Origin of the sequence: Shewanella sp. SM29 (assembly GCF_025654245.1) — a bacterium.
GTDB classification, from domain to species: Bacteria; Pseudomonadota; Gammaproteobacteria; order Enterobacterales; family Shewanellaceae; genus Shewanella; species Shewanella oncorhynchi.
Genome location: NZ_JAKKRN010000017.1, coordinates 1 through 26,120 on the forward strand (window position 1 = coordinate 1; position 26,120 = coordinate 26,120).

27 protein-coding genes are annotated in these 26,120 nt (G+C 47.2%); 13 read left to right on the top strand and 14 right to left on the bottom strand.

The annotated features are described in order from the left end of the window. The 3 genes from L5L77_RS12950 to L5L77_RS12960 form a co-directional block, all read left to right on the top strand. A partial coding sequence (locus tag L5L77_RS12950) for a hypothetical protein (protein WP_263222888.1) occupies positions 1-619 on the top strand: 619 nt, incomplete at its 5' end. A 168-nt stretch (positions 620-787) separates the two neighbouring features. After that, complete coding sequence (locus tag L5L77_RS12955; RefSeq protein WP_263140799.1) at positions 788-1,660, top strand: hypothetical protein; 873 nt, start codon at positions 788-790, stop codon at positions 1,658-1,660. A gap of 182 nt (positions 1,661-1,842) precedes the next feature. After that, complete coding sequence (locus L5L77_RS12960; protein WP_263140797.1) at positions 1,843-2,715, top strand: hypothetical protein; 873 nt, start codon at positions 1,843-1,845, stop codon at positions 2,713-2,715. Positions 2,716-3,041: 326 nt separating this feature from the next. Here L5L77_RS12960 and glnA read toward each other — a convergent pair whose 3' ends face one another. Continuing rightward, a complete protein-coding gene (glnA, locus tag L5L77_RS12965; RefSeq protein ID WP_113941334.1) occupies positions 3,042-4,451 on the bottom strand; it encodes a glutamate--ammonia ligase in 1,410 nt (469 codons plus the stop codon). Between the two features lie 1,011 nt (positions 4,452-5,462). On the opposite strand from glnA, the gene typA reads away from it, so the two are divergent. Beyond that, positions 5,463-7,274 carry a translational GTPase TypA gene (gene typA, locus L5L77_RS12970; RefSeq protein ID WP_105251119.1) on the top strand — a complete coding sequence of 604 codons (1,812 nt, stop codon included), beginning with the start codon at positions 5,463-5,465 and terminating at the stop codon, positions 7,272-7,274. Positions 7,275-7,666: 392 nt separating this feature from the next. Here the strand turns inward: typA and L5L77_RS12975 are convergent, their stop codons facing one another. From L5L77_RS12975 to L5L77_RS12990, 4 genes are all read right to left on the bottom strand, one after another. Continuing rightward, positions 7,667-8,692, bottom strand: coding sequence for a GGDEF domain-containing protein (locus L5L77_RS12975; RefSeq protein ID WP_263185241.1), 1,026 nt, complete (start codon positions 8,690-8,692; stop codon positions 7,667-7,669). A gap of 172 nt (positions 8,693-8,864) precedes the next feature. Then, positions 8,865-10,079: a 4Fe-4S binding protein gene (locus tag L5L77_RS12980; RefSeq protein ID WP_105251123.1), complete on the bottom strand. Its 1,215-nt coding sequence runs from the start codon at positions 10,077-10,079 to the stop codon at positions 8,865-8,867. A 266-nt stretch (positions 10,080-10,345) separates the two neighbouring features. Continuing rightward, positions 10,346-10,999 carry a DUF2959 domain-containing protein gene (locus tag L5L77_RS12985; RefSeq protein ID WP_168826470.1) on the bottom strand — a complete coding sequence of 218 codons (654 nt, stop codon included), beginning with the start codon at positions 10,997-10,999 and terminating at the stop codon, positions 10,346-10,348. A 28-nt stretch (positions 11,000-11,027) separates the two neighbouring features. Continuing rightward, positions 11,028-11,249: a hypothetical protein gene (locus L5L77_RS12990; protein WP_006079786.1), complete on the bottom strand. Its 222-nt coding sequence runs from the start codon at positions 11,247-11,249 to the stop codon at positions 11,028-11,030. Between the two features lie 81 nt (positions 11,250-11,330). On the opposite strand from L5L77_RS12990, the gene L5L77_RS12995 reads away from it, so the two are divergent. The 6 genes from L5L77_RS12995 to azoR all read left to right on the top strand — a co-directional run bounded on the left by L5L77_RS12995 (position 11,331) and on the right by azoR (position 15,656). After that, entirely contained in the window at positions 11,331-12,302 is a 972-nt protein-coding gene (locus L5L77_RS12995; protein ID WP_263185240.1) for a virulence factor BrkB family protein, read from the top strand. A 35-nt stretch (positions 12,303-12,337) separates the two neighbouring features. Continuing rightward, positions 12,338-13,291, top strand: a complete 954-nt coding sequence (locus tag L5L77_RS13000; RefSeq protein WP_168826472.1) for an alpha/beta fold hydrolase — start codon at positions 12,338-12,340, stop codon at positions 13,289-13,291. Further along, a complete protein-coding gene (locus L5L77_RS13005) occupies positions 13,288-13,893 on the top strand; it encodes a hypothetical protein (RefSeq protein ID WP_263185239.1) in 606 nt (201 codons plus the stop codon). The genes L5L77_RS13000 and L5L77_RS13005 overlap by 4 nt, the downstream gene beginning before the upstream one ends. A gap of 16 nt (positions 13,894-13,909) precedes the next feature. Then, a complete protein-coding gene (dtd, locus tag L5L77_RS13010) occupies positions 13,910-14,347 on the top strand; it encodes a D-aminoacyl-tRNA deacylase (RefSeq protein ID WP_263174584.1) in 438 nt (145 codons plus the stop codon). A 93-nt stretch (positions 14,348-14,440) separates the two neighbouring features. Next, the gene (locus L5L77_RS13015; protein ID WP_212600267.1) at positions 14,441-14,878 is read left to right on the top strand and encodes a thioesterase domain-containing protein; all 438 of its coding nucleotides are present in this window, start codon (positions 14,441-14,443) and stop codon (positions 14,876-14,878) included. A gap of 181 nt (positions 14,879-15,059) precedes the next feature. Beyond that, on the top strand, positions 15,060-15,656 hold the full coding sequence (gene azoR, locus L5L77_RS13020; protein WP_212600268.1) for an FMN-dependent NADH-azoreductase: 597 nt from the start codon (positions 15,060-15,062) through the stop codon (positions 15,654-15,656). Between the two features lie 166 nt (positions 15,657-15,822). Here the strand turns inward: azoR and L5L77_RS13025 are convergent, their stop codons facing one another. The 3 genes from L5L77_RS13025 to L5L77_RS13035 all read right to left on the bottom strand — a co-directional run bounded on the left by L5L77_RS13025 (position 15,823) and on the right by L5L77_RS13035 (position 17,102). Then, a complete protein-coding gene (locus L5L77_RS13025) occupies positions 15,823-16,008 on the bottom strand; it encodes a hypothetical protein (RefSeq protein WP_105251131.1) in 186 nt (61 codons plus the stop codon). A gap of 75 nt (positions 16,009-16,083) precedes the next feature. Further along, positions 16,084-16,407 carry a rhodanese-like domain-containing protein gene (locus L5L77_RS13030; protein ID WP_105251132.1) on the bottom strand — a complete coding sequence of 108 codons (324 nt, stop codon included), beginning with the start codon at positions 16,405-16,407 and terminating at the stop codon, positions 16,084-16,086. Positions 16,408-16,526: 119 nt separating this feature from the next. After that, positions 16,527-17,102: a helix-turn-helix domain-containing protein gene (locus tag L5L77_RS13035; protein WP_263185238.1), complete on the bottom strand. Its 576-nt coding sequence runs from the start codon at positions 17,100-17,102 to the stop codon at positions 16,527-16,529. Positions 17,103-17,266: 164 nt separating this feature from the next. Between L5L77_RS13035 and L5L77_RS13040 the strand changes: the two genes are divergently transcribed. Then, positions 17,267-18,454, top strand: a complete 1,188-nt coding sequence (locus L5L77_RS13040; protein ID WP_263140771.1) for a benzoate/H(+) symporter BenE family transporter — start codon at positions 17,267-17,269, stop codon at positions 18,452-18,454. Positions 18,455-18,505: 51 nt separating this feature from the next. Here the strand turns inward: L5L77_RS13040 and L5L77_RS13045 are convergent, their stop codons facing one another. Then, the gene (locus L5L77_RS13045) at positions 18,506-18,961 is read right to left on the bottom strand and encodes a GNAT family N-acetyltransferase (RefSeq protein ID WP_263185237.1); all 456 of its coding nucleotides are present in this window, start codon (positions 18,959-18,961) and stop codon (positions 18,506-18,508) included. A gap of 1,295 nt (positions 18,962-20,256) precedes the next feature. On the opposite strand from L5L77_RS13045, the gene L5L77_RS13050 reads away from it, so the two are divergent. Together L5L77_RS13050 and L5L77_RS13055 are read left to right on the top strand one after the other, a co-directional pair. Next, positions 20,257-20,409 (top strand): hypothetical protein, encoded by a 153-nt coding sequence (locus L5L77_RS13050; protein WP_007651688.1) that lies wholly within the window; start codon positions 20,257-20,259, stop codon positions 20,407-20,409. 119 nt (positions 20,410-20,528) lie between these two features. Beyond that, positions 20,529-20,915: a DUF6896 domain-containing protein gene (locus L5L77_RS13055; RefSeq protein WP_037459586.1), complete on the top strand. Its 387-nt coding sequence runs from the start codon at positions 20,529-20,531 to the stop codon at positions 20,913-20,915. A gap of 556 nt (positions 20,916-21,471) precedes the next feature. Here the strand turns inward: L5L77_RS13055 and L5L77_RS13060 are convergent. From L5L77_RS13060 to L5L77_RS13080, 5 genes are all read right to left on the bottom strand, one after another. Beyond that, positions 21,472-22,215, bottom strand: coding sequence for a hypothetical protein (locus tag L5L77_RS13060; RefSeq protein WP_263140763.1), 744 nt, complete (start codon positions 22,213-22,215; stop codon positions 21,472-21,474). Between the two features lie 21 nt (positions 22,216-22,236). Beyond that, a complete protein-coding gene (locus L5L77_RS13065) occupies positions 22,237-23,505 on the bottom strand; it encodes a beta-ketoacyl-ACP synthase (RefSeq protein WP_263147785.1) in 1,269 nt (422 codons plus the stop codon). Next, positions 23,506-24,231, bottom strand: a complete 726-nt coding sequence (locus tag L5L77_RS13070) for a 3-ketoacyl-ACP reductase FabG2 (RefSeq protein WP_263147783.1) — start codon at positions 24,229-24,231, stop codon at positions 23,506-23,508. A gap of 112 nt (positions 24,232-24,343) precedes the next feature. Further along, positions 24,344-24,880 (bottom strand): hotdog family protein, encoded by a 537-nt coding sequence (locus L5L77_RS13075; protein WP_411569236.1) that lies wholly within the window; start codon positions 24,878-24,880, stop codon positions 24,344-24,346. 1 nt (position 24,881) lies between these two features. After that, positions 24,882-26,081: a beta-ketoacyl-[acyl-carrier-protein] synthase family protein gene (locus tag L5L77_RS13080; protein WP_263222890.1), complete on the bottom strand. Its 1,200-nt coding sequence runs from the start codon at positions 26,079-26,081 to the stop codon at positions 24,882-24,884. Between the last annotated feature and the right edge of the window lie 39 nt (positions 26,082-26,120).

Consider the following 26,120-nt stretch of genomic DNA (forward strand, 5'->3'; position numbering starts at 1 on the left):
GCTGATTGGCTTGGTGGCACACTGGTATGAGTCTGACCAATGGTATGGTTTTTTTTTCATGGCATTGATTTTTGCGCCATTTATCCGCTACCTCTGGTTGGCCGACAAACAGTACCATTATCGACTCACCACCGAGGGTTTAGTTACCACCTATCATGATGCGATTCCGGATGCCGCCTACGCGGTAGTGCGGGGGCTGGCTTGGTTTGGGGTAGTGGTTTGTATTGTCGGGGTGGCCTTTTTAGGCCCGGCAGCGCTGGTTGGTGCAGGTGGAATGGCTCTGGGGGCATTTTTCTTTACTGGTTTTAAAAATGTAGAAACCACCTCAATAAGTGCTATCAAGCGTGGACACCCCCATATGATAAAAGTGACCCACAAGAGGCCATATATATCGTGTGATACAGACAGGTTTTATTTCGGATATTATTCAAATCTCGACTGTTATTGTCATCCCGAAGATATGCATAAAGTGTTGTCGCTACTGATGAAGCAATTACCGGGGTCGGAACTCTTTTTATTGAAAAATGAACGAATAGTTGGCCTCTCTAAAGTTGGCACCCGTGACGGCGAACCAGTCCAATTGTCAGATTTTGCCCCTGAGAATCCCCTGCCCAGTTAACGTTTTTTCTCGCGCCTGTTACTGGCGCTAATTACGACCATTATCTGGATGCAGGCTAACAGACCTTTAGCGGCGAGGTCGTCAAGGGTGAGAAGACATTAAGTACGAGCTGTGTGGGTAGGTTAACGATGACCGTGCAGTCGGTGGGCACAGCAAAGGGATAACTAAATGAATAAGAAAGCAACGGTGCAGCCGTCGGCGTCAACAGAACAAGCGCCCCCCCCATTGGACGACAGCCGGTATGAAGACCTGCCGCGCAGTGAGTTCCTGCAATTACCCAAAGAGGAGCAAGACCGGCTCTATCAGTTGCGTCAGCAGCGGGTGCGGGAGGCGCCCACGCTTTATGAGTGGGATATTCAGGTGGCGACTGTGTATGGCATGGGGTGGATCATGGTCCTTATTCCGTGCGGGATTACGGCTCTAGTTGGGTTGGTGACACGCTGGTATGGATTTGAACAATGGTATTATTTTCTCATCATAGTGATGATTTTTGGGCCATTTATGCGCTATCTCTGGTTGGCCGACAAACAGTACCACTATCGGCTCACCACAGAGGGGCTGGTCACCACTTATCATGATGCGATTCCGGATGCAGCCTACGCGGTAGTGCGGGGGCTGGCTTGGTTTGGGGTGGTGGTTTGTATTGTCGGGGTGGCCTTTTTAGGCCCGGCCGTCTTAGTCGGCGCGGGTGGTTTTGCCGTGATGGCATTTTTCTTCACAGGTTTTAAAAATATAGAGACAACTTATGAGAGTCCTATAAAAAATGGGCATCGTCATTTGATTAAGGTAACGCGGAATCGTCCATTTATTGCCTGCCAATCGGATGTACGAACAATGGGCTTACGTGCAAGTATCCGTCTTCATTGCCCATTGGATAAGATGCACATTATCTTGTCATTGCTGATGACGCAGTTACCTGATTCTGAAATCCGTGTATTTAAAAATGAGCGCGTGTTAGATGGCGTACCATTTGCGTCATTTGAGTCAGGCGAACCTGCCCAGCTGGTAGATTTCGCCCCTGAGAATACCCATGCCGTCTAACGCTTTCTTTCGCGCCTGTTATTGGCGTGAGATTCGGTGTCATCAGTGGCAGCTTTGCCACCAAGATGCTAACAGGCCTTATAGCGGCAAGATCGTCAAGAGTGAGAAGACATTAAGTACGAGCTGTGTGGATAGGTTAACGATGACCGTGCAGTCCGTGGGCACAGCAAAGGAATAGCTATATGAATAAGAGAGCAGCGCCGCTGCAGTTGGCGTCGACAGAGCAAGAGACACAACCGTTGGACGACAGTCGGTATGAAGACCTGCCGCGGACTGAGTACCTGCAATTACCCCAAGAGGAGCAAAGCCGGCTCAATAAGCTACGTCAGCAGCGGGTGCGTGAGGCGCCCACGCTTTATGAGTGGGATATTCGGGTGGCGACTGTCTATGGTCTATTTTGGTTAACCTTCCTGATCCCGTGTGGTTGCTTAGCACTTATAGGGTGCTATTTGCTATCTGGCGATACTAGCTTGGGTATAGGGTTAATCATCATGGCTTTAATTATGTGCTTATCTGCTCGTTACCTCTGGTTTGCAGACAAACAGTACCATTATCGGCTCACCACCGAGGGGTTAGTTACCACCTATCATGATGCTATTCCGGATGCAGCCTATGCGGTAGTGCGGGGGCTGGCTTGGTTTGGGGTGGTGGTTTGTATTGTCGGGGTGGCCTTTTTAGGCCCAGCAGCGCTGGTTGGTGTAGGTGGAATGGCTCTGGGGGCATTTTTCTTTACTGGTTTTAAAAATGTAGAGACAACTTACGAGAGTCCTATAAAAAATGGGCATCGCCATTTGATTAAGATAACGCGGAATCGTCCATTTATTGCCTGCCAATCGGATGTACGAACAATGGGCTTACGTGCAAGTATTCGTCTTCATTGCCCATTGGATAAGATGCACATTATCTTGTCATTACTGATGACGCAGTTACCTGATTCTGAAATCCGTGTATTTAAAAATGAGCGCGTGTTAGATGGCGTACCATTTGCGTCATTTGAGTCAGGCGAACCTGCCCAACTGGTAGATTTTGCCCCTGAGAATACCCAGCCTAGTTGAATAAAGCGTGGACACTTAACAATAATGGCGCGGTAGTTAACTTCCGACTATATAGGTGGTTTTTCTGCTGCATCCATGTTTAGTTTAGATCGGTTTTTAACCATCTATCTCTATTGTTGCTGTTGTCGCGGTGTCTGGCGTGCCTTCTCTGAATGATAAAAGAGTGGTTGGCGATGATGCCTATTTAGAGAACAACGCGATGATTGAATCAGAATAAAAGTTGTATATACCTTCAAAATACAAAAAGCCCCGATAGCGTTGCTATCGAGGCTTTTATATTTTCTGTATCAATTACATAAAGCGAGCTGGTTGTATAGCGCTAGCCATTACAGGCTGTAGTACATTTCAAACTCAAGTGGGTGAGTTGTACGTGCTACGCGCTCAGCTTCTGCTGTTTTCAGTACGATATAAGATTGGATGAAATCTTCACTGAACACGCCGCCTTTAGTCAGGAACTCATGGTCAGCTTGCAGATTTTCAAGGGCGTTTTCTAATGACGTTGCCACTTGTGGGATTTCAGCCGCTTCTTCTGGAGGCAGATCGTACAGATCTTTGTCCATTGCTTCGCCTGGGTGGATCTTGTTTTGGATACCGTCAAGACCCGCCATCAGCAGCGCTGCGAAACCTAAGTATGGGTTTGCATGTGGATCTGGGAAACGTGCTTCGATACGACGGCCTTTAGGGCTTGGTACCACTGGAATACGGATTGATGCAGAGCGGTTACGGGCAGAGTAGGCCAACATAACAGGTGCTTCAAAGTGTGGCACTAAACGCTTGTAAGAGTTAGTGCTTGGGTTAGTGAAAGCGTTCAGCGCGCGAGCGTGCTTGATGATACCACCTATGTAGTACAGAGCCGTTTCACTTAAACCTGCGTATTTGTCGCCAGCGAACAAGTTAACACCGTCTTTCGCCAGAGATTGGTGAACGTGCATGCCGCTACCGTTGTCACCAACGATGGGTTTAGGCATGAAAGTCGCCGTCTTACCGTAAGCGTGTGCCATGTTGTGCACTACGTACTTCAGAATTTGGATTTCATCCGCTTTCTTAGTCAAGGTGTTGAAGCGAGTTGCGATTTCGTTTTGACCTGCAGTCGCCACTTCGTGGTGATGCGCTTCAACCACTTGGCCCATTTCTTCGAGCACTAAACACATAGCGCTACGTAGATCTTGTGATGAGTCAACCGGTGCAACTGGGAAGTAACCGCCTTTAACAAATGGACGGTGACCTGTGTTGCCGCCTTCGTAGCTAGTGCCTGAGTTCCAAGCCGCTTCTTTAGCGTCGATCTTAACGAAACAACCTGACATGTCAGTACCGAAACGGACATCGTCAAATAGGAAGAATTCTGGTTCTGGTCCAATCAATACAGTATCAGCGATACCAGTAGAGATCAGGTAAGCTTCTGCTTTTTTAGCAATTGAGCGTGGGTCACGGTCGTAACCTGTCATGGTACCTGGTTCAAGAATGTCACAACGGATCAGCGCTGTGGTTTCTTCGGTGAAAGGATCCAGTACGAATGTCGTTGGATCTGGCATCAGTACCATGTCTGATTCGTTAATGCCCTTCCAACCTGCGATAGAAGAACCGTCAAACATTTTGCCGTCTTCGAAGAAATCAGCATCTACCTGATGAGAAGGAATAGATACGTGCTGCTCTTTACCTTTAGTGTCGGTAAAACGTAAATCAACGAACTTAACTTCTAATTCTTCAAGTTGCTTTAAAACTGATTCAACTGACATTCTCAAGCCTCCGGTAGGGTAAAGGGATGCCCCTTCTATAATCTTTTAACTCAAGTGATTTATCTTGAGCCAAACTTACGAGCTATAAAGCGATATCCATGCCAATAATTTAACTTACTGATTAACATGATTTAAAATCTTTGTTGCACTTAATTGGATTCGCGTGTGCACCATAATGGTGCTTTTGTCTGTGGCATTTTGGTGCATTACTCCATTTTGGTGCGCACTGAATTGATTCATGCAAACCTTAAGCTGGGATGCACAGCGATAACATGCACCGCTTATATGGCACTGAGATGGCAATAACGCTTTGGCTTTCACAGTCTCAGTAAGTACTGCCTCTGTGAAGCTTGCACATACTTGCAGCACAGAACGGGACTATTTACCACCGCATAACCGCCGCATAATTGTCATAAAACCACGCTAGTCTGTCCAACTATGCCACGCATTATCAATCCAATAGTGGTTTATTATCATATTATTAGGAAAGAGTTCGTTCTCATGTGCGAAATGTCTTTGCTGTTCACAGGCCAAGTGAAATCAGTGATGCGTAAGAAAGGTATCCCGTGACAATGAAGTGAGTCTTAATGTCATCGGGTGTAAACGCCAACATGAACGTTAGATTAAGTGTGCCGCAGAATTTATTGCAGTGTGTTCACGTGGTAATTTCTCTGTACCTAAGTCGATTTTGCTGATGCTTAAATCGACATTAGCAGGGCTAACATTGAATACGAAAAATAGCAAATTCAGCTGCTTAACTCAGATTTTTCCTATGAATATGGCAATTAAACAGAGCGTTAACTCTGGCTACAGAGGATTTCACTCAGTGGATGATTGGCGGAAATTACCCAAGGATTGGCGAATTGTTTTATAAGTGTTCAAAAATAATCCTGTGCGCCAAGGCCGCTCTGGAGTAGAATGGCACGCTTTTTATTGTGGTAGATCGAGCTCGATCACCATAACGAATTACTGAAATATCCCTATTTTTGTTTGATGGTAAGAGGTTTATCCGTGCTAGAGAATTTACGTAACATCGCCATTATTGCACACGTTGACCATGGCAAAACGACCCTGGTAGACAAGTTGCTGTCACAGTCAGGCACCCTTGCAACCCGAGGAGAAGCCACTGAGCGGGTGATGGACTCCAACGATCTTGAAAAGGAACGTGGGATCACGATTCTGGCAAAGAATACTGCCATCAAGTGGAACGACTACCGTATTAACATTGTTGATACCCCAGGCCACGCCGATTTCGGTGGTGAGGTTGAGCGTGTTCTGTCTATGGTTGACTCAGTATTATTGCTAGTTGATGCCGTTGACGGTCCAATGCCACAAACTCGCTTCGTAACGAAGAAAGCGTTTGCTCAAGGCCTAAAGCCAATCGTTGTTATCAACAAAATTGACCGTCCAGGTGCACGCCCAGATTGGGTTATTGACCAAGTATTCGACCTGTTCGATAACTTAGGTGCAACTGACGAGCAGCTAGATTTCCCAATCGTTTACGCTTCTGCGTTAAACGGTTTTGCAACTTTAGATCCGGATGTAGCGAGCGATGATATGACGCCGCTGTTCCAAACTATCGTTGAAAAAGTATCTTTCCCAGATGCTGACGCCGAAGGCGCGTTCCAGATGCAAATTTCGCAAATCGACTACAACTCATACGTGGGTGTTATCGGTATCGGCCGCATCAAGCGTGGTAGCGTGAAAACGAACCAACAAGTGACTATTATTGGCGCTGATGGCAAAACTCGTAACGGTAAAATGGGCCAAGTATTAGGTTACATGGGTCTAGACCGTACTGAAGTTGAAATTGCTAACGCTGGCGACATCGTTGCTATCACTGGTTTAGGCGAGCTGAAAATTTCTGACACTATCTGTGCCGTTGGTGCAGTAGAAGCTATGCCACCTTTGACTGTTGATGAACCTACTCTGACCATGACTTTCCAAGTTAATACTTCGCCTTTTGCAGGTAAAGAAGGTAAGTATGTGACTTCACGTAACATTCTGGAGCGTCTGCAAACAGAATTAGTCCACAACGTGGCACTGCGTGTTGAAGAAACAGAAAGTCCAGATCGCTTCCGTGTATCTGGCCGTGGTGAATTGCATTTATCAATCTTGATTGAAAACATGCGTCGTGAAGGTTACGAGTTAGCCGTATCACGTCCAGAAGTTATTCTGAAAACTATCGACGGTGAACTGTGTGAACCATTTGAAACCTTGACTGTTGACGTTGAAGAAGAAGATCAAGGCACAGTAATCGAGAAATTAGGTACCCGTAAAGCTGAAATGAAAGACATGCAGCTTGATGGTAAAGGTCGTGTACGTATCGACTTCATCATCCCAAGCCGTGGTTTAATCGGTTTCCAAACTGAGTTTATGACAGCGACTTCTGGTACTGGTCTAATTTATCACTCATTCGACCATTATGGTCCGCACAAAGGTGGCGATATCGGTCAACGCGCTAACGGCGTATTGATCTCTAACGCAACGGGTAAGGCTCTGACCTTCGCATTGTTCGGTCTGCAAGATCGCGGTCGTCTCTTTATCGGCCACGCCGCTGAAGTATACGAAGGCCAAGTGGTTGGTATTCACGCTCGCTCAAACGATCTGACAGTTAACTGTTTGAAAGGTAAGCAGCTGACCAACATGCGTGCTTCTGGTACTGACGAAGCCCAAGTGCTGACTACGCCAATCACAATGACACTTGAGCAAGCGCTTGAGTTCATCGATGATGATGAATTAGTTGAAGTAACGCCTAAGAACATTCGTGTTCGTAAGAGACACTTGACTGAAAACGATCGTAAGCGCTTTAACCGCGGTTAATGCCAGTCTGTTAATTCAGGTGACACGCCCTTAAGGTGAGTCAATCGGTTTAAAAAGCCCTGCATAGGAAACTGTGCAGGGCTTTTTGTTGGGATAAATTGAGTAATGGGTATTATACCAATCACATTAAATAGCTAATCAGTTCAGAGCCTCACAGGCATCTCAATCCAAGGCGCATTGACGCAGAAATGGTGATTCCCTTTTAAGTCAATGCAACACCGGAGTGGGATGCCTGTGTGGCTCCCGAAGGGCGGCTGATGTTAACGGCATGGCAACGCGCTTTATACTGCGTTCAAGGCTTTCGACAGAGCACCACTATGCCTTCAAGCCTTCGCCTTGTCTAAAGCGCGTTGAACTCCCGCTGAATGAACAGATATTTAATACGATTGGTATTAGTAGTCCTCATCCATCACCCGTATGCAATTGCGGCCAGCGGATTTTGCGCGGTAGAGGGCGGCGTCCGCTTGGCGAACGAGTTCTAACGCATTTTGTTTGTTAGAGGGTTGCAGATAGGCGACGCCTGCGCTCACTGTCACAATGCCTAGGTCGGTATTTGCATGCGGAATGGCAATGGCTTGGATCAGTTGATGAATGTGCTGTGCTGTCTCAAGTACGGTTTGATTATCGACATTTGGTAATAGAATGACAAATTCTTCGCCGCCGTAGCGAGCGACTAATTCGCCCGCTCTGCGACCGGACTGGGACAGTGTACTCGCTAATTGTTTAAGGCAATCATCTCCGGCGAGGTGGCCATAGTGATCGTTAAATTGTTTAAAGTGGTCAATATCGAGCATGATGAGGGCCAGTGATGAATTGCTCCTTTGTCCCCGACTCCACTCCGTTTGTAACATCATGTCAAATAGGCGGCGATTGCCGATATTGGTTAAACCGTCGGTATTGCTGAGTATTTCAAGTTGCCTATTGGCTTCTGCCAGTTCACTAGTTCGAGCTGTGATCATGGATTCAAGTTCGACGTTACGTTCCTCTAATCGCGCAATCGGGTAAATTTCCCCTTTGTGGGCTAAGCCGTAGGGGATGGATATGCCGCTGTGGACAATCATCCAGTCGTTGTTTTCTCGGTGAAATATCAACACTAGCCGTGCTGTCTCGCGGGAAAGCATAGGATTAGGGATCGGTAAGTGGATATGAAAAAAGGCAGTCACAACCACGAGGTTGTCGGCAAGGTCTTGTAAAGAAAGATCTAACATTTCGATGTGGATTCGCTCAGGCACTTGTGCAAAGTCCTGACGAGTGATTAGCACCCATTCTTCTCTGCTGGTGACAAGCTGATCACTGCTCCCTGCATAGCCGCTAAAGTTATCACTAAAGCGACGAGTTAGCCTGTCATCACGGGAGGCATACATCTCAATATATTCGTCAAATAACGAATGGATCAATTGCTGTCGGTCGGGTCGCATAGGTTAGCTCCGTTGGGGAACATAAAACCATTTTCCTAATATCCGTATAGGAATATTATCTGCGATAAAGTCTAGCTGTTGCCTGATTGTAATCAATTTTATGACGTATATATTAAAAATACTGCAGAGAGCGATGTAAGCCATTATCTGCAGTATGCTTTGGGGATATTATCTAGTGCCCAATTCTATTAATCACTTGGATCAATTCCATGCGGATGTTGTCTGGTGTTTGGCTATGCCAGAAACCTGCTAAGTAAGCGCCCAGCGGTAGGATAAATAATGCGATAAGCACTAATGCGAGCAATCCCTTATGACCGAGTCTGTGGCCGGATTTCAGCCCAAGGCCGAGGGCGGCAGATTTAGGGCAAGCCGCGACACAGCGCATGCAGGCTTGGCACTCGTCACTGCGAACCGTGGTTTTAGTGTGCACTATGATGTTTGCTGGGCAAGCGCGGGTGCACTTGTCGCATTTCATCCCTTTTGCTTCGATAAGGCAGTGCTGGGTATTGCGGCGGATTTTTAATGGGCTCGCAAAGCTTAAGATCCCAAGCATTGCGCCATAGGGACACAAGTAACGGCAGAATCCCTGACGACGCCATGCAGCTAAAGCGAGGATCAGCGCAAATACCAGTAGCGTGATTAGGCTGGGTGTTAGGAAGAACAATGCCATCTTCAAGTCGGCAATCTTATGATAATTACCTTCAAGATAATGGGGGATGGATTGTGCTGGCATACCAATGACTATGTAGCAAAGTGCTAGGAGTAATAGATATTTCAACATTCGCAGTGGCCAATCTAGCCAAGCAGGTGGTGTAAGCTCTGATTTAATAAAGCGTTTTCTAAAGGAATACAGATATTCCCCTGCCAGACCTAATGGGCAAGCCCAACCGCAAAATGCCCGCTTGCAGAGTAAACCTGTGAGTAATACCGCCGCTAGCATGACTGCTGCCGCAGGATGGGTTTGATCCCACAAATTGAGGCTGATAATGGCTTTAAGCTCAATGCCACCCGCAATCGGTAAAAAGGCATCGACTACGTCGGGGCGCATTAGCCAAGGTGTGATTCCTTGCTTAAGCAGTACGGTATTGATTGTGTATTGTATGGCAACCAGCAAGAGCGATAGCGCTAAGACATGTTGAGTCCCTTCGCGAAGGGTATTGATTTTAATTTCACCCTTGAGTGCATCAGGCGCAAATTTATGCCCAAGTAGCATCAGTGGTAGTGCAATAAGAAGCCCGAGAGCCAGTGGCCAATAAAGACTCATTGCCACCGCACCGATACTGAGCAACAGTGTGGCGACCGCGCCCCATTTCTGGCCGCTCCAATAGCTGAGGGAGGCGAGATACATGAGTGCCAACATCAGCGTGAGTGATTCGATAAAAGTCATAGTGATGAATACAGCTAATAAGTTACAAGTACAGGCTCTGAGTGGTGAACTGAGGATAAGTTTTTGAGTAATAAGTGAAATTGTGCGTCAGATCTAAGATTCGCGCTATCAATCAATTAAAGCGCGCCATAGCTCACAAAGCTAAGTGTTTTAGTCTTGCACAAATAAAGTATGGCTTGCAGGGACAGAGGGCCAGGTCACACAAAGAATAAAAAGCCCCAGCAATTTATTTTGCTAGGGCTTAGGAATTCAGTGGGGCATTTGGATTAATTTTTTGATTTTTCGAGTGCTTCGATAAATTTGCTCGATTCGTTAATCGAGGTGTTCATCTCTTTAATCAGGCCAGAAATATCGGTTTGCAGACTCGCAAATTCGCTTTTAATCGCACCAATGGCTTGGGCGTTCAAGTTATGCTTGAGATACAGCATATTATCTTTCATGGCGGTGAGTATCGGCGGCATTTTTGACTCGGCACGGCGCATACTTTTAATCAATTGTTCATAGGCGCGGCGCGTTTCTTTGAGTTTAGTTTCACTGTTGCGGCGTAGGTTGGCTTTACTGATCTCGCTAATTTCATTTTGCCACTCATCGAACAGGGCTTCGGCTACATCTTCGACTTTATTGATGCGGTTGCTGACGTTATCGGCGGCACTTTGAGCCGATTCGTATTCATCTTTGGCTCTGCTATAGGCTTTTTCTAAGTTGCCATCACTGTAATTGAGCAGTGCTTGCATTTCTTCTAGGGCTGAGCTGAACTCTTTTTGAGCATCCTGTTGGGATTTTTTCGCATCTTTAACTCTGTCGACCATAATATCGCGTTTATGGTAACCGACCTTTTCCATTGCGCCGTAGTAGGCACTCTGGCAACCACTAAGCAGGAGACTTGTGGCAATCAGCCCTGAAGCTATCAGTCTTTTCATTGGGTGTTCCGTCGCTGAATGAAATTAATTAATCGGCTTTAAATCGAGCCGCATCGATAATGCTCCACAGATGAAAGATAGCACCTATTACCGCGGGCACAATCAGCCACCAGAGGGCATAACCCACCACTGTGATAATGAAAAATAACAGTGCGGCCATTATTCTGCCTTGCAATAATTGGCCTAGCCCAGGAAAAAATAGGCTAGCAATAGCGGAAATAACGTTACCTGCAGATCCTTGTTGAGACATCAATTCACTCCTTAGACTTGTAAATTAAGTGTTTATTGTACGAAGATAACGAGTCTATACCAACAGAATCAAGAGAAACCCGTGACTAAGAAGATAGAACTGGCACAAATTCGCGCCTTATTCCTCGGGATCTGGCACTTCCTGCTGCATTTGAGACGGCGTTTAGTTGAAGATCAAATCAATATCCGCGCCGGACATTTAGCCTATGTCACACTGTTGTCACTCGTGCCTATGGTGGCGGTGACTATGTCTATGCTGTCAGCTTTTCCGGTATTTAAGGGGATACGTGGACAGATAGAAGGTTTCGTTTATCAGAATTTTTTACCCGCCGCTGGCGATACTGTGCAAGTGTATATCAATGAGTTTGTGGCCAATGCCTCTAAGGGGACTGCGGTCGGGATTGCGGCCTTAGTCGTGGTTGCCATTTTGCTAATTTCCGCCATTGATAAATCGCTCAATAACATTTGGCGTACTAAAGAGAAGCGTTCAGTGGTGGTGGCTTTTTCTATGTATTGGATGGTCATCACTTTGGGCCCGGTATTGGTGGGGGGCAGTTTGGTCGCCACTTCCTACGTGGTGTCACTGAAGGTCTTTGACGGTCAGTTGTCGGGTGTGGTGCCCGTGTTTCTTGAGCGTTTACCTATGCTTTTCTCTGTGGCGGCATTTTTATTGTTGTATATGGTGGTGCCTAATCAAAAAGTGAAGTTTCTACATGCACTATTAGGGGCGATTGTTGCCGCAATATTGTTTGAGTTAGGTAAAAAAGCCTTTGCTTTGTATGTCACTCAGTTTCCGAGTTATGAAGCGATTTATGGTGCTTTAGCCGTGATCCCCATTATCTTTGTCTGGGTGTATTTATCGTGGATGATAGTATTACTCGGCGCGGAAATTACCGCCGCTATGCCTGAGTATTTAGATTATGAGTCGAGCTCAGATGATGACGAAACCGCTCTGAATGCTAAGCCCCTAGAAAATGCCTCCCAAGATAATTCCGCTGCGGTGTTAACTTCGGCTGAGGTGACGGCACTCAAGGCGGTGGCTAAATCTGAATGACCCCATTAGAGGATTATTAATGGCGATGACACTCAATGCCTGAATCCTTCCCATCTTTTATCCGTCGCGACTGGTTTAACGTTGGCAATGGTCAGCAATTGCATCTGGCGCAATACGGTAATCCACAAGGTATCCCACTGCTGTATTTGCACGGCGGTCCGGGAGCGGGTTGTGATATCGGTGATTTAGCTTTATTTAATGGCGATCAATATTGGATTTTGCTTTTAGATCAACGCGGTTCTGGACAATCTTTACCCTTTGGCGATTTAGCCAACAACCATCTCACTGGTTTGATTAGCGATATTGAGGCGATTCGCCTCGCATTGGGTATTGAGCGTTGGTGTTTAGCAGGTGGCTCTTTTGGGGCCACATTAGGCTTAATTTACAGCGGATTATTCCCAGAGCGGGTGATTGCACAGGTACTGTGGGCGTTATTTATTCCATCCAAAGAAGGTCTCGACTGGCTCTATGGCGCTGACGGCGCTGCAAAATTGCAACCTGCTGCTTATCGACTCTTCAATGACATTTTTCCGGTTCAGTTATCGCTGACTGAACTGCTGGATTCGTACCATCAAGGTTTGGCATCGGCAGATGAAAATGTGCGATACCATTTTGCGCGGCGTTGGGTACAGTGGGAGTTGCAGCTTGCGGGGGCGAGGTTAGTGCTACCAAGGCTGTTACCCGAATCCGTATTAGCATTAGCCAATATCGAGTTACACTTTGCTCGACATAATTACTTCAATGCGATGAATGTGTTACAGCGCGTGACGCCTAGAGTGAAGGCGCGTAGTGTGTTATTGCAAGGAATGCAGGATGCAATTTGCCCAGCGACGCTATTACGCGATTTTTTGGCTGGGTTGGAGCATGCTATTACAATTCAATCTGTTGTCGATGGCGGACATATGCTCAATAGTGAGTCTTTGTTTTTGGCGGTTACAGCAGAAATCCATGCTATGTGGTCGTGGATACATCAAAGGGAAATACAATGAAAACATTGTTCATCAGTGCCAGTTTACTCGGATTAACCGCCTGTGCCGCTACGGCGCCCTCGCAAACCAGCGCGATTGACCCAGTGGCGACTCAGGAGGTCGTGAGTGCCCCTGTCGCGCCCAAAGTTGTTGAACTCGGTGGGTTGACCAATGAAACTGCCGCTGATCGCTTGTACCAAGCGTTGATTGACGCAAATTATCTGGCCACCCAAGTTGCGCCGACGAAAGTCGCGGTGCAGTTTGGCAATAACCAATTCTTGCTTGAGCCGAGTATCAATTCAGCGGGTATTGACCGTATTTTAATGAATCGCTTCTATGCTGTGCACCCGCAATTGCAGGCTAGCCAAGAGTTGCCTGCCGTGATTGGCACCTTAAATCAGAAGCTTAATTTTGCCAAGTTTGTGTTGTTGGACCAAGGCGCGGTGATCCAAGTACAAGGTACAGTGACCTTTGCCGACCGTATTGAAATAGAAGAGTTACGTCGTTTTATGCTGTGGACTAATGGCGGCTTAGCGCAGGTCGTACAATCTTTGCCTGATGGCGTAGAGCAATATATCCGCCCGCTCCCGCTAATGCCGCAAATGGTTCCCGTTAAGCCTTAATCTAAAAGGAAAAGTTGTGATTGCGTTAATTCAAAGAGTGAGTCACGCCAGTGTGGTGGTTGATAACCAAACCTTAGGTGAAATCAACAAAGGCTTGTTGGTTCTGCTCGGTGTCGAGCAAGAAGATACCCGCGAGAAGATGGAAAAGTTGGCGACTAAAGTCATGAGTTATCGCGTTTTTTCCGATGAAAATGGCAAGATGAATCTCAATCTAGAACAAGTCGGTGGGTCTTTATTAGTCGTGTCACAATTTACCTTGGCCGCTGATACAGGCCGAGGCTTGAGGCCGAGTTTTTCAGGGGCGGGTACGCCGGAACAAGCTTTAGGCTTGTATGAAGAGTTTGTCGCATTCTGCCGCGCTAAGGGCGTTCACACAGAAACCGGACAGTTCGGCGCCGATATGCAAGTGTCCTTAGTCAATGATGGCCCAGTGACCTTTAATCTGCAGGTGTAGCTTCTATCGTGATGTTTATCTAGGGGTCTAGGTGATGGGGGCTAGGCATAATCAATGTCGCTTGTACCAAGAGGGAGTATTAAGGGAATGCACATGGATCAATTACTCATTAAATTACGCCAGACTTGGCACAGTACGATCCCCGTTAGCGAGTTTATGCAGATAATGCCACTCGATTACAGCGAGGGAGAATTTCGAGTCACAGCGCCGATGATGCCCAATATTAATCTGCATCAGACCATGTTTGCGGGCAGCATTTATACCTTGATGACCTTAACAGGCTGGGGTGCAGTCTGGCTAAATCAACAGTTGGTGGGCGTGGCGGGTGATATTGTGCTCGCCGATGCCCATATTCGTTATCTTGCTCCTGTGACTTGTGACCCTGTGGTAAAAGTACAATGGCCAGATGTGGATCTCAGCCCGTTACAAAGGGGGCGCAGGGTTAAGGTGAAGCTGGAAGTGCAATTGTATTGTATGGATTCACTGTGTGCGGTTTTTGAAGGCCTGTATGTTAGTACGTCGAAAGTATGAATGCGTTGAAAACAACTTAGTGTATTTGTATGTCGAAGGTGACGTATAACCTTTCTAAAAAATCGAAGCTAATCTCAGATTTTATCCGCTTTATTTCTTTTTTATGGGCTAATACACTAGCGTCATAGAGTTGAGATATTCCATCTGACTCTGAGTCATTTACCTATTTTCGGAGCAGATTATGTCTAAAGTCTTAATTTTAAAATCAAGCATTCTTGGCGGTTATTCACAATCTGCCGTGTTAATTGACCACTTAGCGAGCCACTGGGGAAACCAAGGCGCCGCTATTACAGTACGTGATTTAGGCGGTAAAGACGTACTGCCTATGGTAGACGGTGAAATCGCTTCTGGGTTACGCGGTGGTGCAGAATTATCGGCACGTCAGCAAGAAATGCTCGCCTTATCAGACACCTTAGTCGCTGAATTAAAAGCGAACGATACGATTGTTATCGCTGCACCTATGTACAACTTTACGATTCCGGTTCAACTTAAAAACTGGATCGATTTTGTCGCCCGTGCTGGTGTGACTTTTACTTACACTGAAACGGGTCCAAAAGGATTAGTGGAAGGTAAACGCGCTGTGTTAGTGACGACCCGTGGCGGCGCTCACAAAGATGGCCCAACGGATCATGTTGTACCTTACTTGAAAACGGTTTTAGGCTTTATGGGGATCACCAATGTTGAAGTGGTTTACGCCGAAGCGCTGAACATGGGTCCTGAAGCCCACGACAAAGGCATGGGCGAAGCGAAACACAGTATCGATCAGCTGAAAGCTTAATTGTTCCGTTGATTAGCTGAGTCATTTGATTTAGCTGAATAAATAATGCCAGCCCTTAATAGGCTGGCATTTTTGTATGTGCATTTCAGCTAAGCACGCTTGGCTTAAGTGGCTAGGTTTGAGCGACTAGACTCGAGCGGCTAGGTTTAAGTCGCAGATTTAGCTCTTATTCGCAAAGGCTGCAGCCTTTGGCGAGGGTGCTTGTCTCAACATAACGCACCTTAGTGCTGGCTTGGTCGCGGTTACGACTGATGCTAAAGCGTGCATGGCGTTCAGTTTCAAGCGGCTTTTCAGCAGGGTTAACCAGTGTAGCTTCAAGCTGTAACGCTTTGGCATAATTCGTTTTATGCATACATCACCTCGCAGATATCTAAACCATCACAACATACAGATTGGTAAGATTGGCGCCGCACAACCAAGGCTTAAATTAGCTCGGTTGGCAGCAGACTAAATCTTTAAGCGAACCGCCATTCACCACGCAACTAAAACCATTGGCCTTGAGAATGTCGCAGCCTTTTTGCGCTCGAATACCCGCGCCACAATAGAGTACGAAGGGATGTTGCTTATTGTCGACTTGGTGTAACCATTGGTCGAGTGTTGGCAGCGGCACATTAATGGCTTGGGGCAAATGACCTGAGGCAAATTCCTCCGGCGAACGCACATCAATCACCCGTGCGCCTTGTTCAATCAATTGCCAACATTTTTCGCCCGAGTGGCTGCCGGATAACTTAGCCAGTAAAGATTGAAACATAGCATTGTCCCTACCATTAGAAAATTTTCAATAAGTTTATTCTAATGAATTGGCGAGTGCAAGCGCTGCAGATTATCGGCAGTGAATGGTTTTTGGCATTGCTGACACTAGACAAATAGTTAGAGGCTAGACACATTAGCTCGTTGATAGTGAATGATGTCGTGGAATACCACGGCTTGCTCGTTTAGATTGCGATAGCCGTGGGGTTTGTCGGCCGTAAATCGTACTGCTTCACCTTGCTTGAGTGTTTGCCACTCGCCATCGACTAGCACTTCCATAGTACCGCTCAAGACAATGACATGCTCAGTGACACCCGTTTCATGGGGCTCAGAAAGCCGCTCATAGTTTGGCAGCAGGGTCAGTTCAAACATCTCGAAACCGAAGCGCTCTTCAAAGGGGAAGAGTGAGGCGACTAGCATGCCGTCGGTGGCGGGTTGTTGGCGTAAGTCGTCGGGCTTACGGAATACTGCGCCTTGGCTCTGGGGCGTGGGTTCGAGAAAGGTCGACAGCGAGATATTGAATCCACTGGCAATTTTCCACAGCGTCGCAATGGTTGGGCTTGATTCACCGCGCTCGATTTGTCCTATCATGGCCTTACTCACGCCCGTCTCTTGGGCGGCTTTATCTAAACTCCATCCCTTTTGGTTGCGAAGTGCTTTAAGCGTGGTGGCGAGATAGCTGTTTATCGTCTGCACAATGGCCCCATCATTTTTATGAAAATTTAGTTTGTACGTTATAACGCACAGGTGTTATCTTGTCCATCTCGTACGTTATAGCGCACAAGAAGCTATCTTGTTCATTTTATAAGTTATAGCGCACAAAGTAATGGCGACATCAATTGCAGAGAAAGGGAGTGGATATGTGGCGAGATGCAGGGAGTTTATCAAAAATATCAGCGGGTTTTATTGCGGTATTAGTGGGTTATAGCAGCTCGGCTGTGATCATCTTTCAAGCGGCGGAGGCTGTGGGGGCGACACCAGCACAGATCAGTTCATGGCTGTGGGCTTTAGGTGTGGGCATGGGTGTGACCAGCATAGGGTTATCGCTTTACTACAAGAATCCTATTCTAACGGCTTGGTCTACACCGGGCGCGGCGCTGATGGTGACAAGCCTCGCGGGATTGAGCGTCAATCAAGCCATAGGCGCTTTTCTGGTGAGTTCTCTGCTAATCACACTTTGCGGGGTGGCGGGCTGGATGGATAAGCTTATCCGCATCATGCCGCAGTCGGTGGCTTCCGCCATGTTGGCGGGGATCTTATTGCAATTTGGGCTAGGGCTATTTCAGGCGATGCAAACCCAGCTGAGTCTGATATTGATCATGCTGTTGGTGTTTGTCATCGTTAAGCCTTTTGCACCACGTTACATCATCTTGCTGACGTTGCTGGTGGGCATAGGCATGAGTTTTCAATTAGATTTGCTCAAGCTAGATGCCGTTCAGTTGCAACTGGCGATGCCAGTGTGGACTACGCCTGAGTTTTCGCTGGCGAGTGTTATTGGCGTAGCATTACCGCTGTTTGTGGTCACCATGGCCTCGCAAAATATGCCGGGTGTCGCTGCGCTGCACGGTAATGGTTACAGGCCGCCCATTTCACCTTTGATCACGAGCACAGGGCTAATCGGGGTTATCCTCGCGCCCTTTGGCGGTTTTGCCTTTAATTTATCCGCCATCACAGCCGCTATTTGTATGGGTAAAGAAGCAGACCCGAATCCGGCGACCCGTTACTGGGCGGCGGTATGGGGCGGCGTATTTTACTTTATCACTGGGTTACTCGGCGCCACTGTGGTTGGCCTGTTTTCCGCTTTCCCGAAGGAACTAGTACTGGCCATCGCCGGATTAGCCCTGCTCGGCACTATTGCCAATAGTCTGACCGCTGCATTAGCTAAAACGGAAGATCGCGAAGTAGCGGTGATCACTTTCTTGGTCACTGCATCGGGTTTTAGTGTGCTGGGTATCGGCAGCGCATTTTGGGGGCTGTTGCTTGGGTTTATTATCCATTGGTGGAACGGGCACAGAACTGCATCAGTAGTTAAGCGAGCGAATACTTAACTGCAGCAAAGCGCCTTAGAGATGAATTTAAAAGACTAAGGCGCATGTGTTTTAGATTTTCTTCGTCATAAACACGCTATTGGGATCGAGTCGATAATCGGCAAAGGGGCCACAGATTTCAAAACCAAATTTGCAGTACAGCAGGCGAGCTGGGTTGAAGAAGTCCATCGAACCTGTCTCTAGACTCAGACGTTTGATACCTGCGGCTTTAGCATCGTTAATCAAGTGCTGCAATATTTTAGACGCTATACCTTGCTGCTTATAGGGCGCGGCGGTGCGCATGGATTTGATCTCGGCGTGCTGCGCATCTAACCATTTTAGTGCACCGCAACCCGCGAGATTATTGCCATCCCATAGGGTCCAAAAGCGAATATTGGGCTGACGCAGGCCGTCAAGATCTAATGCGTGAACGCTTTCAGGCGGTGAGGTTGCCCGCATATCGTCGAGGTGTTCTGTTAAAAGTGCTGCAATTTCAGGCCCTTTTAGATCATCTAGTATAATTTTCATCGTCTTTCTCAAGATTGAAACTCCCTCTGTTGTTGCTTATCCATCATAGTGTTATCGCGTTTAGTTCTTTTTAGGGGTAAACGCTGTGGTGGATAAGCAAAGGGTAGGCCAAGAGTTTTTATCTTTAGCTAAAGCTAAACCCAGAATCAAAGTCGTGGGGTTCACCCCACACCCGACCAAAAGGGGAAAAGCGCCTGTTCCCCTTTTGGATATCCCCCGGCGTCCCCAACGGAGTTGAAAGCCCCTTGTGCTCATTGACAAATTTGCTATCGCTTCCGAAGGATGCGTCCCTGCACCTGCGAAAGCTAGCTCGGCATCCATGCCGAGACTCACGCAATTTGCCTACTCGCCCTGCGGCAACTCCTAGGGGATGGTGTATTCCTTAGACTCTAGTGTTATTGGTCAATTATTAAGGAGTAAAGTTATATCCCATCTTTTTAAATGACAGTTTTATTTTCTATAGCCAAAATTTACCGTGCCAAAAATTGACGCGGTAAATATCTTCTTGCTTTCTTTCTTTGTGTCGCAAATAGTTGAACATGATGCGATAACGGTGATAACTTGCTGTCATGTTTAAAGAAGTTTGCCCTAAAAGTTCAAACCCTAATGTATTTTTATTTGGGTTTAACGAGAAGTCTGGGTAAAACCCAGTAGGCTCAGTAGGACATAATGACTAAACCCTATACCAAAACCTTGCAAGACGAACTTGATTGGAAGCTTCTCGATCAACTGCACGGGGCTGTCGCACAAATAAGCAGCTTTTGCTTCGAGATAAAGAAATTTTGTGTTACTACATTATTTATAGTGCTAACCCTCATGGCAAAGTTCACATCAGACAAGCTTGATCATTCGCTATTTGTTGCCGGCCTCATGATACCTTTATGTTTTTGGTTTCTAGATGCGACCGGTTATTTCTATCAGGTCAAACTACGAGGAACAATGCAGGCAATTCGCACTCGTCTTGCCTCGCAAAATGATCAGAAGCTAATTGTTACTACTGAGGTGCAAATTATCGAACCATCTCGAGTATCAGCCTCTACATACAGACGAATTGTCGCCGCGGGGTTCAATCACTCTATGTGGCTCTACATATTGCTAGTGGTTATCAACCTATCGATCTGGTTTCTATACTCAGAGGGATTTATTAAATGAAACTTTTCGTTAGCTACTCGCGTAGAGACGGAGTAGTTACCACAGAATCCCTTCGAGCTCTGGATGCGCATCTACGACAAGTGTGTACACCGTTCATACATTGCTTGCATGACTCGGGCTCACGCTGGGAACAGGTGCGCGTAATGATGGCGCTGCTAGCTTCACACGCCGTTCTTCTAGTGGAGTCGCCTGCGGCAGAAGCCTCAGGCTGGGTACGTTTAGAACTATTCGTCGCACGATTACTTGGTCTACCGTTAATGCGCCTGCAAGCCGGCGACCTAACAGATTCCCAATAAATTCAGTCGCATAAGGCGGCTTGCTGACGTGGTAAAGCCTAATAAGTGGTTTAAGTCGCTTGTACGTTCACTAGGGACTGACTGAAGCCGGCCTCTTAACCCAACGCGATAGGGCAAAAATGGATAACCTCGAAAAAGTCCGAAAACTTATTCCGCTGTGGTATGCACACCGGAAATGGGCAGAAGAACTTCTTGTCCGTGTATTTGATTTGGAATCTGCTGAAGAAATATTGAAGTCAGAGATCCGAGGAAACAAACCAATTCCTGGTACAAATTGGATGTATCGAACTCACGGAATTGGAGTTGATATATACCGAACTGCAGATGTCGGCGGAATTGACTTCGATTTCAATAAATCAGAGCCTGATGCATGGCGTTTGCAAATATTCTTTGAAAAGCAATATAACGAAGGAAATCTACCTTTCGCAGAGTATCGAGAGCTTTATGAAGATGAAGAGTTACTTCAATGTTTCATAAAAATGGTATTAGAGGAGTATGTACTATAAAAATGGTTCAAACCCTTCGCTTCGCTCGTTGAGACCGACTAAAGCCTGTCTCTTAGCTTAAAAATTGTAATATTATGAACCATTAAGCTTTTATTTAACAAGATATCTATTGTGATTTTTTCAAAGGGATTGGCGAAACCTGCCATCGCTAAATGTTAGCTCTAGTCTTTGAACCTAAGGTTACGCAGATGCTCGAAAGGCAAACCATGGTGATTGGTGAGACGACCGTCCGCCCCATGGACGGGGCGGTCGAGCATCCAGGGATGGACTTGCTGCGTGTCGTCGAGCCGGTACCATGGTTGGCTTCACTCTGAACAATATCTATGTTTAACTGCCTCTTCGCCTTCGGTAACTTTCGTTTATCAACTTAGATTCCCTAGGTTTCTTTCACAGTGTTGTGAGTGAATGTCATGGCAAGCCTGTATAGGCGAATATCAGCAAATGCTAAGGACAATAGCAAATTTTCTTTTAATTTAAAAAGTGATCCAAACGGATATAAAAATGGCCGAGTATAAGCTCGGCCATGATTTGTTCTATTAAGCTTAAACGGGTAGGTTTAGTAGTATTTCTTCAAATAACTCTCGGCGTAGTTTTTGAGTTTTTTGTTTGAGCTCGCGGTTGCCATATTTTCAATCACATCGCGGTAAGCGGTATTCCCCGAACTAGCTAGCGCTTTTGCCATGTTGGCATAAGTATCGATGGCGAGTTTATCATCGGCCATTAAGCGTGGTGTTTTCAATTCGTTACTGAGTACGGCTAGGATAAAATCATCGTACTGGCGGTCATCCATGATGCGTTTAGCCGCGAGACGCATTAATTCTAAATCATTGCTGCGTAGGGCATTGGCAAAGGCATTATTTTGCTGACTTTGATCGGCAGTATATTGGCTTTTATCCGCAAGAATCGCATTCCATTTTTTATATATCGTTATGTTTTCTAAAGCTTGACCTGCGTATTTTTTGAGTTTTTTAGGATAATCACCATTAACAATCTTGTTGATGGTTTCGCTGTACTTATCATTGCCTGAATAAGCTAAGCCTTTGACTAACCAAGCACTGTAGTCAATGGCATTTTTTTCAGTGGCTTGGGGCAAAGATGCGAGTAGTTTTGCTTCGAGCGCATCAAAAATGGCAGGATCGGATAAACCAGCGATGGTGAGTGATTCAATGGCTTCTTTTTGCTTGAATTGGTTATCACCCTTAAAGATTTCTTGATAGGTTTCAACCGTATATTCCTGAGCCAATAAAGGCGAGCTTAATAAACTGATGCTAAGCAGCATACCTGCAAAGAGTGGTTTCATGGTGATGTCCTTATGTGGTTTTTATATGTTGTTATTGGCCCAGCGTTTAAAAATCAGCGAGGTATTAATACCGCCAAAGGCGAAATTATTACTCATCACATAATCTGTATCGATTGGACGTAAATCACTACGGATATAGTCCAAATCGGCGCATTGTGGGTCGATACTTTCAAGGTTGAGTGTCGGCGCAAACCAGCCCGCATTCATCATCTCAATACTCACCCAAGCCTCTAACGCGCCGCATGCACCTAAGGTGTGGCCCGTGTAGCTTTTAAGGGATGAAATCGGCATACCAGCACCAAAAACTGCATGGGTCGCGTGGCTTTCGGCGATGTCACCGCGATCCGTTGCCGTACCATGGGCGTTCACATAACCTATGGCGCTAGGCTCAAGCTGTGCGTCTTTGAGGGCCAACCTGATGGCGATTTCCATGGTCTGCGCGTTTGGTTGGGTGACGTGTTGGCCATCTGAATTCGTGCCAAAACCGACTAACTCAGCGTAAATCTTGGCACCGCGCGCCTTGGCGTGTTCTAGCTCTTCGAGTACCAGTGTACAAGCACCTTCGCCAATCACGAGGCCATCACGGCTCACATCGAAGGGGCGTGGCGTGAGTTCGGGGGTGCTGTTTTTAGTGCTAGTGGCAAACAGGGTATCGAACACGACAGCTTCTGTGGGGCAGAGTTCTTCGCCGCCGCCCGCCAACATTAAGGTTTGATGACCGTATTTGATGGCTTCATAGGCGTAACCTATGCCTTGGCTCCCCGAGGTACAGGCGCTGCTAGTGGTGTGAATTCGGCCTTTTAAGCCGAAAAATACCCCCACATTCACCGCTGTGGTGTGTGCCATCATGCGGATATAACTCGTGGCGGTGACGCCCGACATATCACCGGTTTTCAACATATCGCCAAAGGCGATGATGGCATCGGTACTGCCAGTGGACGAGCCATAGGCGATACCCATTTCACCCGAGGACACGATAGGATCGTCCAACAATCCCGCATCGATTAATGCAAGTTCACTGGCGCGGGTCGCCATGATAGAAACCCGACCCATAGAACGAATTTTCTTGCGCGAATAATGGCTTGGCACTTCAAAGTCGTTAATGGGCGCGGCTAAGCGGGTATTGAGGCCATCGTATTTATCCCAGTCACCCATAGTAACGACACAGTTTTTCTGCGCCTTAAGGCTCGCCGCTATCGCCTCCCAATCATGGCCCAGGGCGGTAATGCCGCCAATGCCAGTGACAACCACTCGTTTCCCTAAGCGGGTTTGATTTGTCGGCTCGCTCATTTAGATCATGCCTCCATTGACCGATATCACTTGGCGAGTGATATAGGCGGCATCGTCAGACATTAAAAATGCGGCTAAGGCGGCGATTTCACTCGGTTTACCCATGCGGCGCATCGGCACTAATTGCTCGACCATATCCTTAGGAATATCGGCCACCATGTCGGTTTCAATCAAGCCGGGAGCGATACAGTTGACGGTAATTTTGCGTTTTGCTAGTTCTAATGACAATGCCTTAGTTGCGCCGATAATACCCGCTTTTGAGGCGCTGTAATTGACTTGGCCACGGTTGCCCGCAATCCCAGAAACCGAAGCTAAGGTGATGATGCGCCCGCCCTTGCGGCCTTGTACCATAGGCATGACGCAGGGGTGGATGACATTATAAAAGCCGTCTAAGTTAGTGTGGATGACGCTGTCCCACTCGCTTTCTGTCATGGCGGGAAAGGCGGTATCGCGGTTGATGCCAGCATTGAGGATCACGCCATAATAGGCACCATTGGCCTCGATGTCGGCTTCAATGGCGGCTCTGACGCTGGCGCGGTCGGCGACATCAAATTTCAGCAGGCTCACATTCACCCCAAGCGCGCGGATTTGCGCGGCAGTGTCATCGGCAGCCGCTTGGTTACAGTGGTAATGCAGGGCGATATCGAAACCTGCCGCGGCGAGTTTTAGGGCGATGGCTTTACCAATGCCGCGGCTCGAACCGGTAACTAATACTCTGTTATTCATCTGTTTTCTCCACCCCATTTTATCGTTATGTGTCGGTATGGGGTTTCATGTATTTATGGTAAAAAGGTCGCTTGTTAAGGCGCTTTAAGGCTTTTTTATCTACATTATTGCTTTAGTGCCCAAGGCTTCTATTTGCCGCGTCTTGATTGCCTGCAAGATAGGCTTGTGTGTCCTGAGGTTGGAACACGTTCACATTGGCTTGGGCCACTAAGCTCTTTTCTAGCTCAGTGCCGGCTTCGGGCAGCAGATAAATTTGGCAATCGAATACCGCTAATCCCGATTCCTCTTGATAGAGGCGGCTGACTTGGGTGCGATAGGTGCGCCCGAGCTCATATTGCTTTGCATACAAGGTTAATTTGCGCGAACCCAATAGAAACCCGACGCGGATTTTATCATTGCGAAGCTTTGCCTCAACCCCAGCAAGGGCGGCAATACTTTGGGCCATATATTCGATACCCACATAATTGGGTACGGCTCGATGTTTGTCATCGAAATAGGGGCTCTTGGCCGTGATAGTGACTTCGGTCTCTAGGTTATCGCGCCGATAGCCAATGATTTTATCGAGCAAAATCATCGGTGCCCTATGGGGAATAAAATCGGCAATATTCTGTTCTGCAAAGGGTTTATTGCATTGTATAAAGGGCATCATTTTAGGCCTCGTTACGGCAGAAAATCAGGCTGGCATTACTGCCGCCAAAGGCGAAGGAATTGCTCATCACATAATTAAGCGCGCCCTTAGCAGCGACTTGATGGCGCTCGACCAATGCAATGGGCGGATCCTGTGGATCGACTTGTCCGTCCCATTGATGGGGCGGCAGGGCTTGGCGGTGATTATGTGCTGAAAGTAATAAATAACAGAAGGCGGCTTCAATGGCGCCAGCGGCACCTAAGGTATGGCCGACTAAGGGCTTGGTCGAGCTACAAGGAGGCGTGTTCACGCCAAACACTTCAACCACGGCGCGGCTTTCCATCGCATCATTTTTAGGCGTGGCTGTACCGTGTAAGTTTATGTAACCAATGTCTTTTGCTGCAATGTGTGCATCTTGCAATGCCGCGTGCATGGCAGTGATGGCGCCTGCGCCTTCGGGGTGTGGCGCCGACATATGGTGCGCATCGCTCGACTCGCCAATACCCGCTAGCATGACCTCTGACTCGCCCAAAGTGAGGGTGAATAACGCCGCGCCTTCGCCGATATTGATGCCATCACGGTTGATACTAAAAGGATTGCAGTGGCCTTTCGAGACAGATTCTAAGGCGTGAAAACCATTGACTGTGAGTTGGCATAAACTGTCGACACCGCCGACAATCACCATATCGCAGAGGTTAGCCTGTAATAGGCGTTTGGCACTGGCAAACACTTTGGCGCTGGATGAGCAGGCGGTTGAAATTGTGTAGCAAGGGCCATCTAGCTCAAAATATTGGCGTAAAAAGTCGCTGGTGCTGCCGAGCTCTTGCTGGAAATAGTGGTAATCCGCCGGAAAGTATCCGTATTGATTGCGGTAGCTCAGCGCGGCTTCACCTTTTGAAATCCCTGATGTGCTCGTGCCTAGCACAACACCAATACGGGCATGACCAAAATCCCGTTTCGCTTGTTCAACTGTGGTCGCAATTTGCAGTGCGGCGCACAGCAGTAATTGGTTGTTACGGCAATCGAACTGAATGAGTTTTTCGGGAATGGTTGGTAGCGCTGTCGTCACGGGGGCAACTAAGGTTGGGTGCTCGAACAGGAGAGTGTCACTGCGCAGCATCGCACTGGTATCACCGGCGATCAGGCGGTCTAAAACCTGCTGGGGATCTTGCCCTAGCGGGGTACACAATCCAATCTGTGTAATAGCTACTCTGTTCATCATTGTGTGTCTTTTTACCATGGCACAGTTAAGTGCGGATGC

Excerpts from the sequence above, each read along its gene's own strand:
- L5L77_RS12955 (WP_263140799.1), top strand. The coding sequence starts at position 788 with ATGAATAAGAAAGCAACGGTGCAGCCGTCGGCGTCAACAGAACAAGCG.
- L5L77_RS12960 (WP_263140797.1), top strand. The coding sequence starts at position 1,843 with ATGAATAAGAGAGCAGCGCCGCTGCAGTTGGCGTCGACAGAGCAAGAG.
- glnA (WP_113941334.1), bottom strand. The coding sequence starts at position 4,451 with ATGTCAGTTGAATCAGTTTTAAAGCAACTTGAAGAATTAGAAGTTAAG.
- L5L77_RS12975 (WP_263185241.1), bottom strand. The coding sequence starts at position 8,692 with ATGCGACCCGACCGACAGCAATTGATCCATTCGTTATTTGACGAATAT.
- L5L77_RS12980 (WP_105251123.1), bottom strand. The coding sequence starts at position 10,079 with ATGACTTTTATCGAATCACTCACGCTGATGTTGGCACTCATGTATCTC.
- L5L77_RS12985 (WP_168826470.1), bottom strand. The coding sequence starts at position 10,999 with ATGAAAAGACTGATAGCTTCAGGGCTGATTGCCACAAGTCTCCTGCTT.
- L5L77_RS12990 (WP_006079786.1), bottom strand. The coding sequence starts at position 11,249 with ATGTCTCAACAAGGATCTGCAGGTAACGTTATTTCCGCTATTGCTAGC.
- L5L77_RS13000 (WP_168826472.1), top strand. The coding sequence starts at position 12,338 with ATGCCTGAATCCTTCCCATCTTTTATCCGTCGCGACTGGTTTAACGTT.
- L5L77_RS13005 (WP_263185239.1), top strand. The coding sequence starts at position 13,288 with ATGAAAACATTGTTCATCAGTGCCAGTTTACTCGGATTAACCGCCTGT.
- L5L77_RS13015 (WP_212600267.1), top strand. The coding sequence starts at position 14,441 with ATGGATCAATTACTCATTAAATTACGCCAGACTTGGCACAGTACGATC.
- azoR (WP_212600268.1), top strand. The coding sequence starts at position 15,060 with ATGTCTAAAGTCTTAATTTTAAAATCAAGCATTCTTGGCGGTTATTCA.
- L5L77_RS13025 (WP_105251131.1), bottom strand. The coding sequence starts at position 16,008 with ATGCATAAAACGAATTATGCCAAAGCGTTACAGCTTGAAGCTACACTG.
- L5L77_RS13030 (WP_105251132.1), bottom strand. The coding sequence starts at position 16,407 with ATGTTTCAATCTTTACTGGCTAAGTTATCCGGCAGCCACTCGGGCGAA.
- L5L77_RS13040 (WP_263140771.1), top strand. The coding sequence starts at position 17,267 with ATGTGGCGAGATGCAGGGAGTTTATCAAAAATATCAGCGGGTTTTATT.
- L5L77_RS13045 (WP_263185237.1), bottom strand. The coding sequence starts at position 18,961 with ATGAAAATTATACTAGATGATCTAAAAGGGCCTGAAATTGCAGCACTT.
- L5L77_RS13050 (WP_007651688.1), top strand. The coding sequence starts at position 20,257 with ATGATGGCGCTGCTAGCTTCACACGCCGTTCTTCTAGTGGAGTCGCCT.
- L5L77_RS13055 (WP_037459586.1), top strand. The coding sequence starts at position 20,529 with ATGGATAACCTCGAAAAAGTCCGAAAACTTATTCCGCTGTGGTATGCA.
- L5L77_RS13060 (WP_263140763.1), bottom strand. The coding sequence starts at position 22,215 with ATGAAACCACTCTTTGCAGGTATGCTGCTTAGCATCAGTTTATTAAGC.
- L5L77_RS13065 (WP_263147785.1), bottom strand. The coding sequence starts at position 23,505 with ATGAGCGAGCCGACAAATCAAACCCGCTTAGGGAAACGAGTGGTTGTC.
- L5L77_RS13070 (WP_263147783.1), bottom strand. The coding sequence starts at position 24,231 with ATGAATAACAGAGTATTAGTTACCGGTTCGAGCCGCGGCATTGGTAAA.
- L5L77_RS13075 (WP_411569236.1), bottom strand. The coding sequence starts at position 24,880 with ATGATGCCCTTTATACAATGCAATAAACCCTTTGCAGAACAGAATATT.
- L5L77_RS13080 (WP_263222890.1), bottom strand. The coding sequence starts at position 26,081 with ATGATGAACAGAGTAGCTATTACACAGATTGGATTGTGTACCCCGCTA.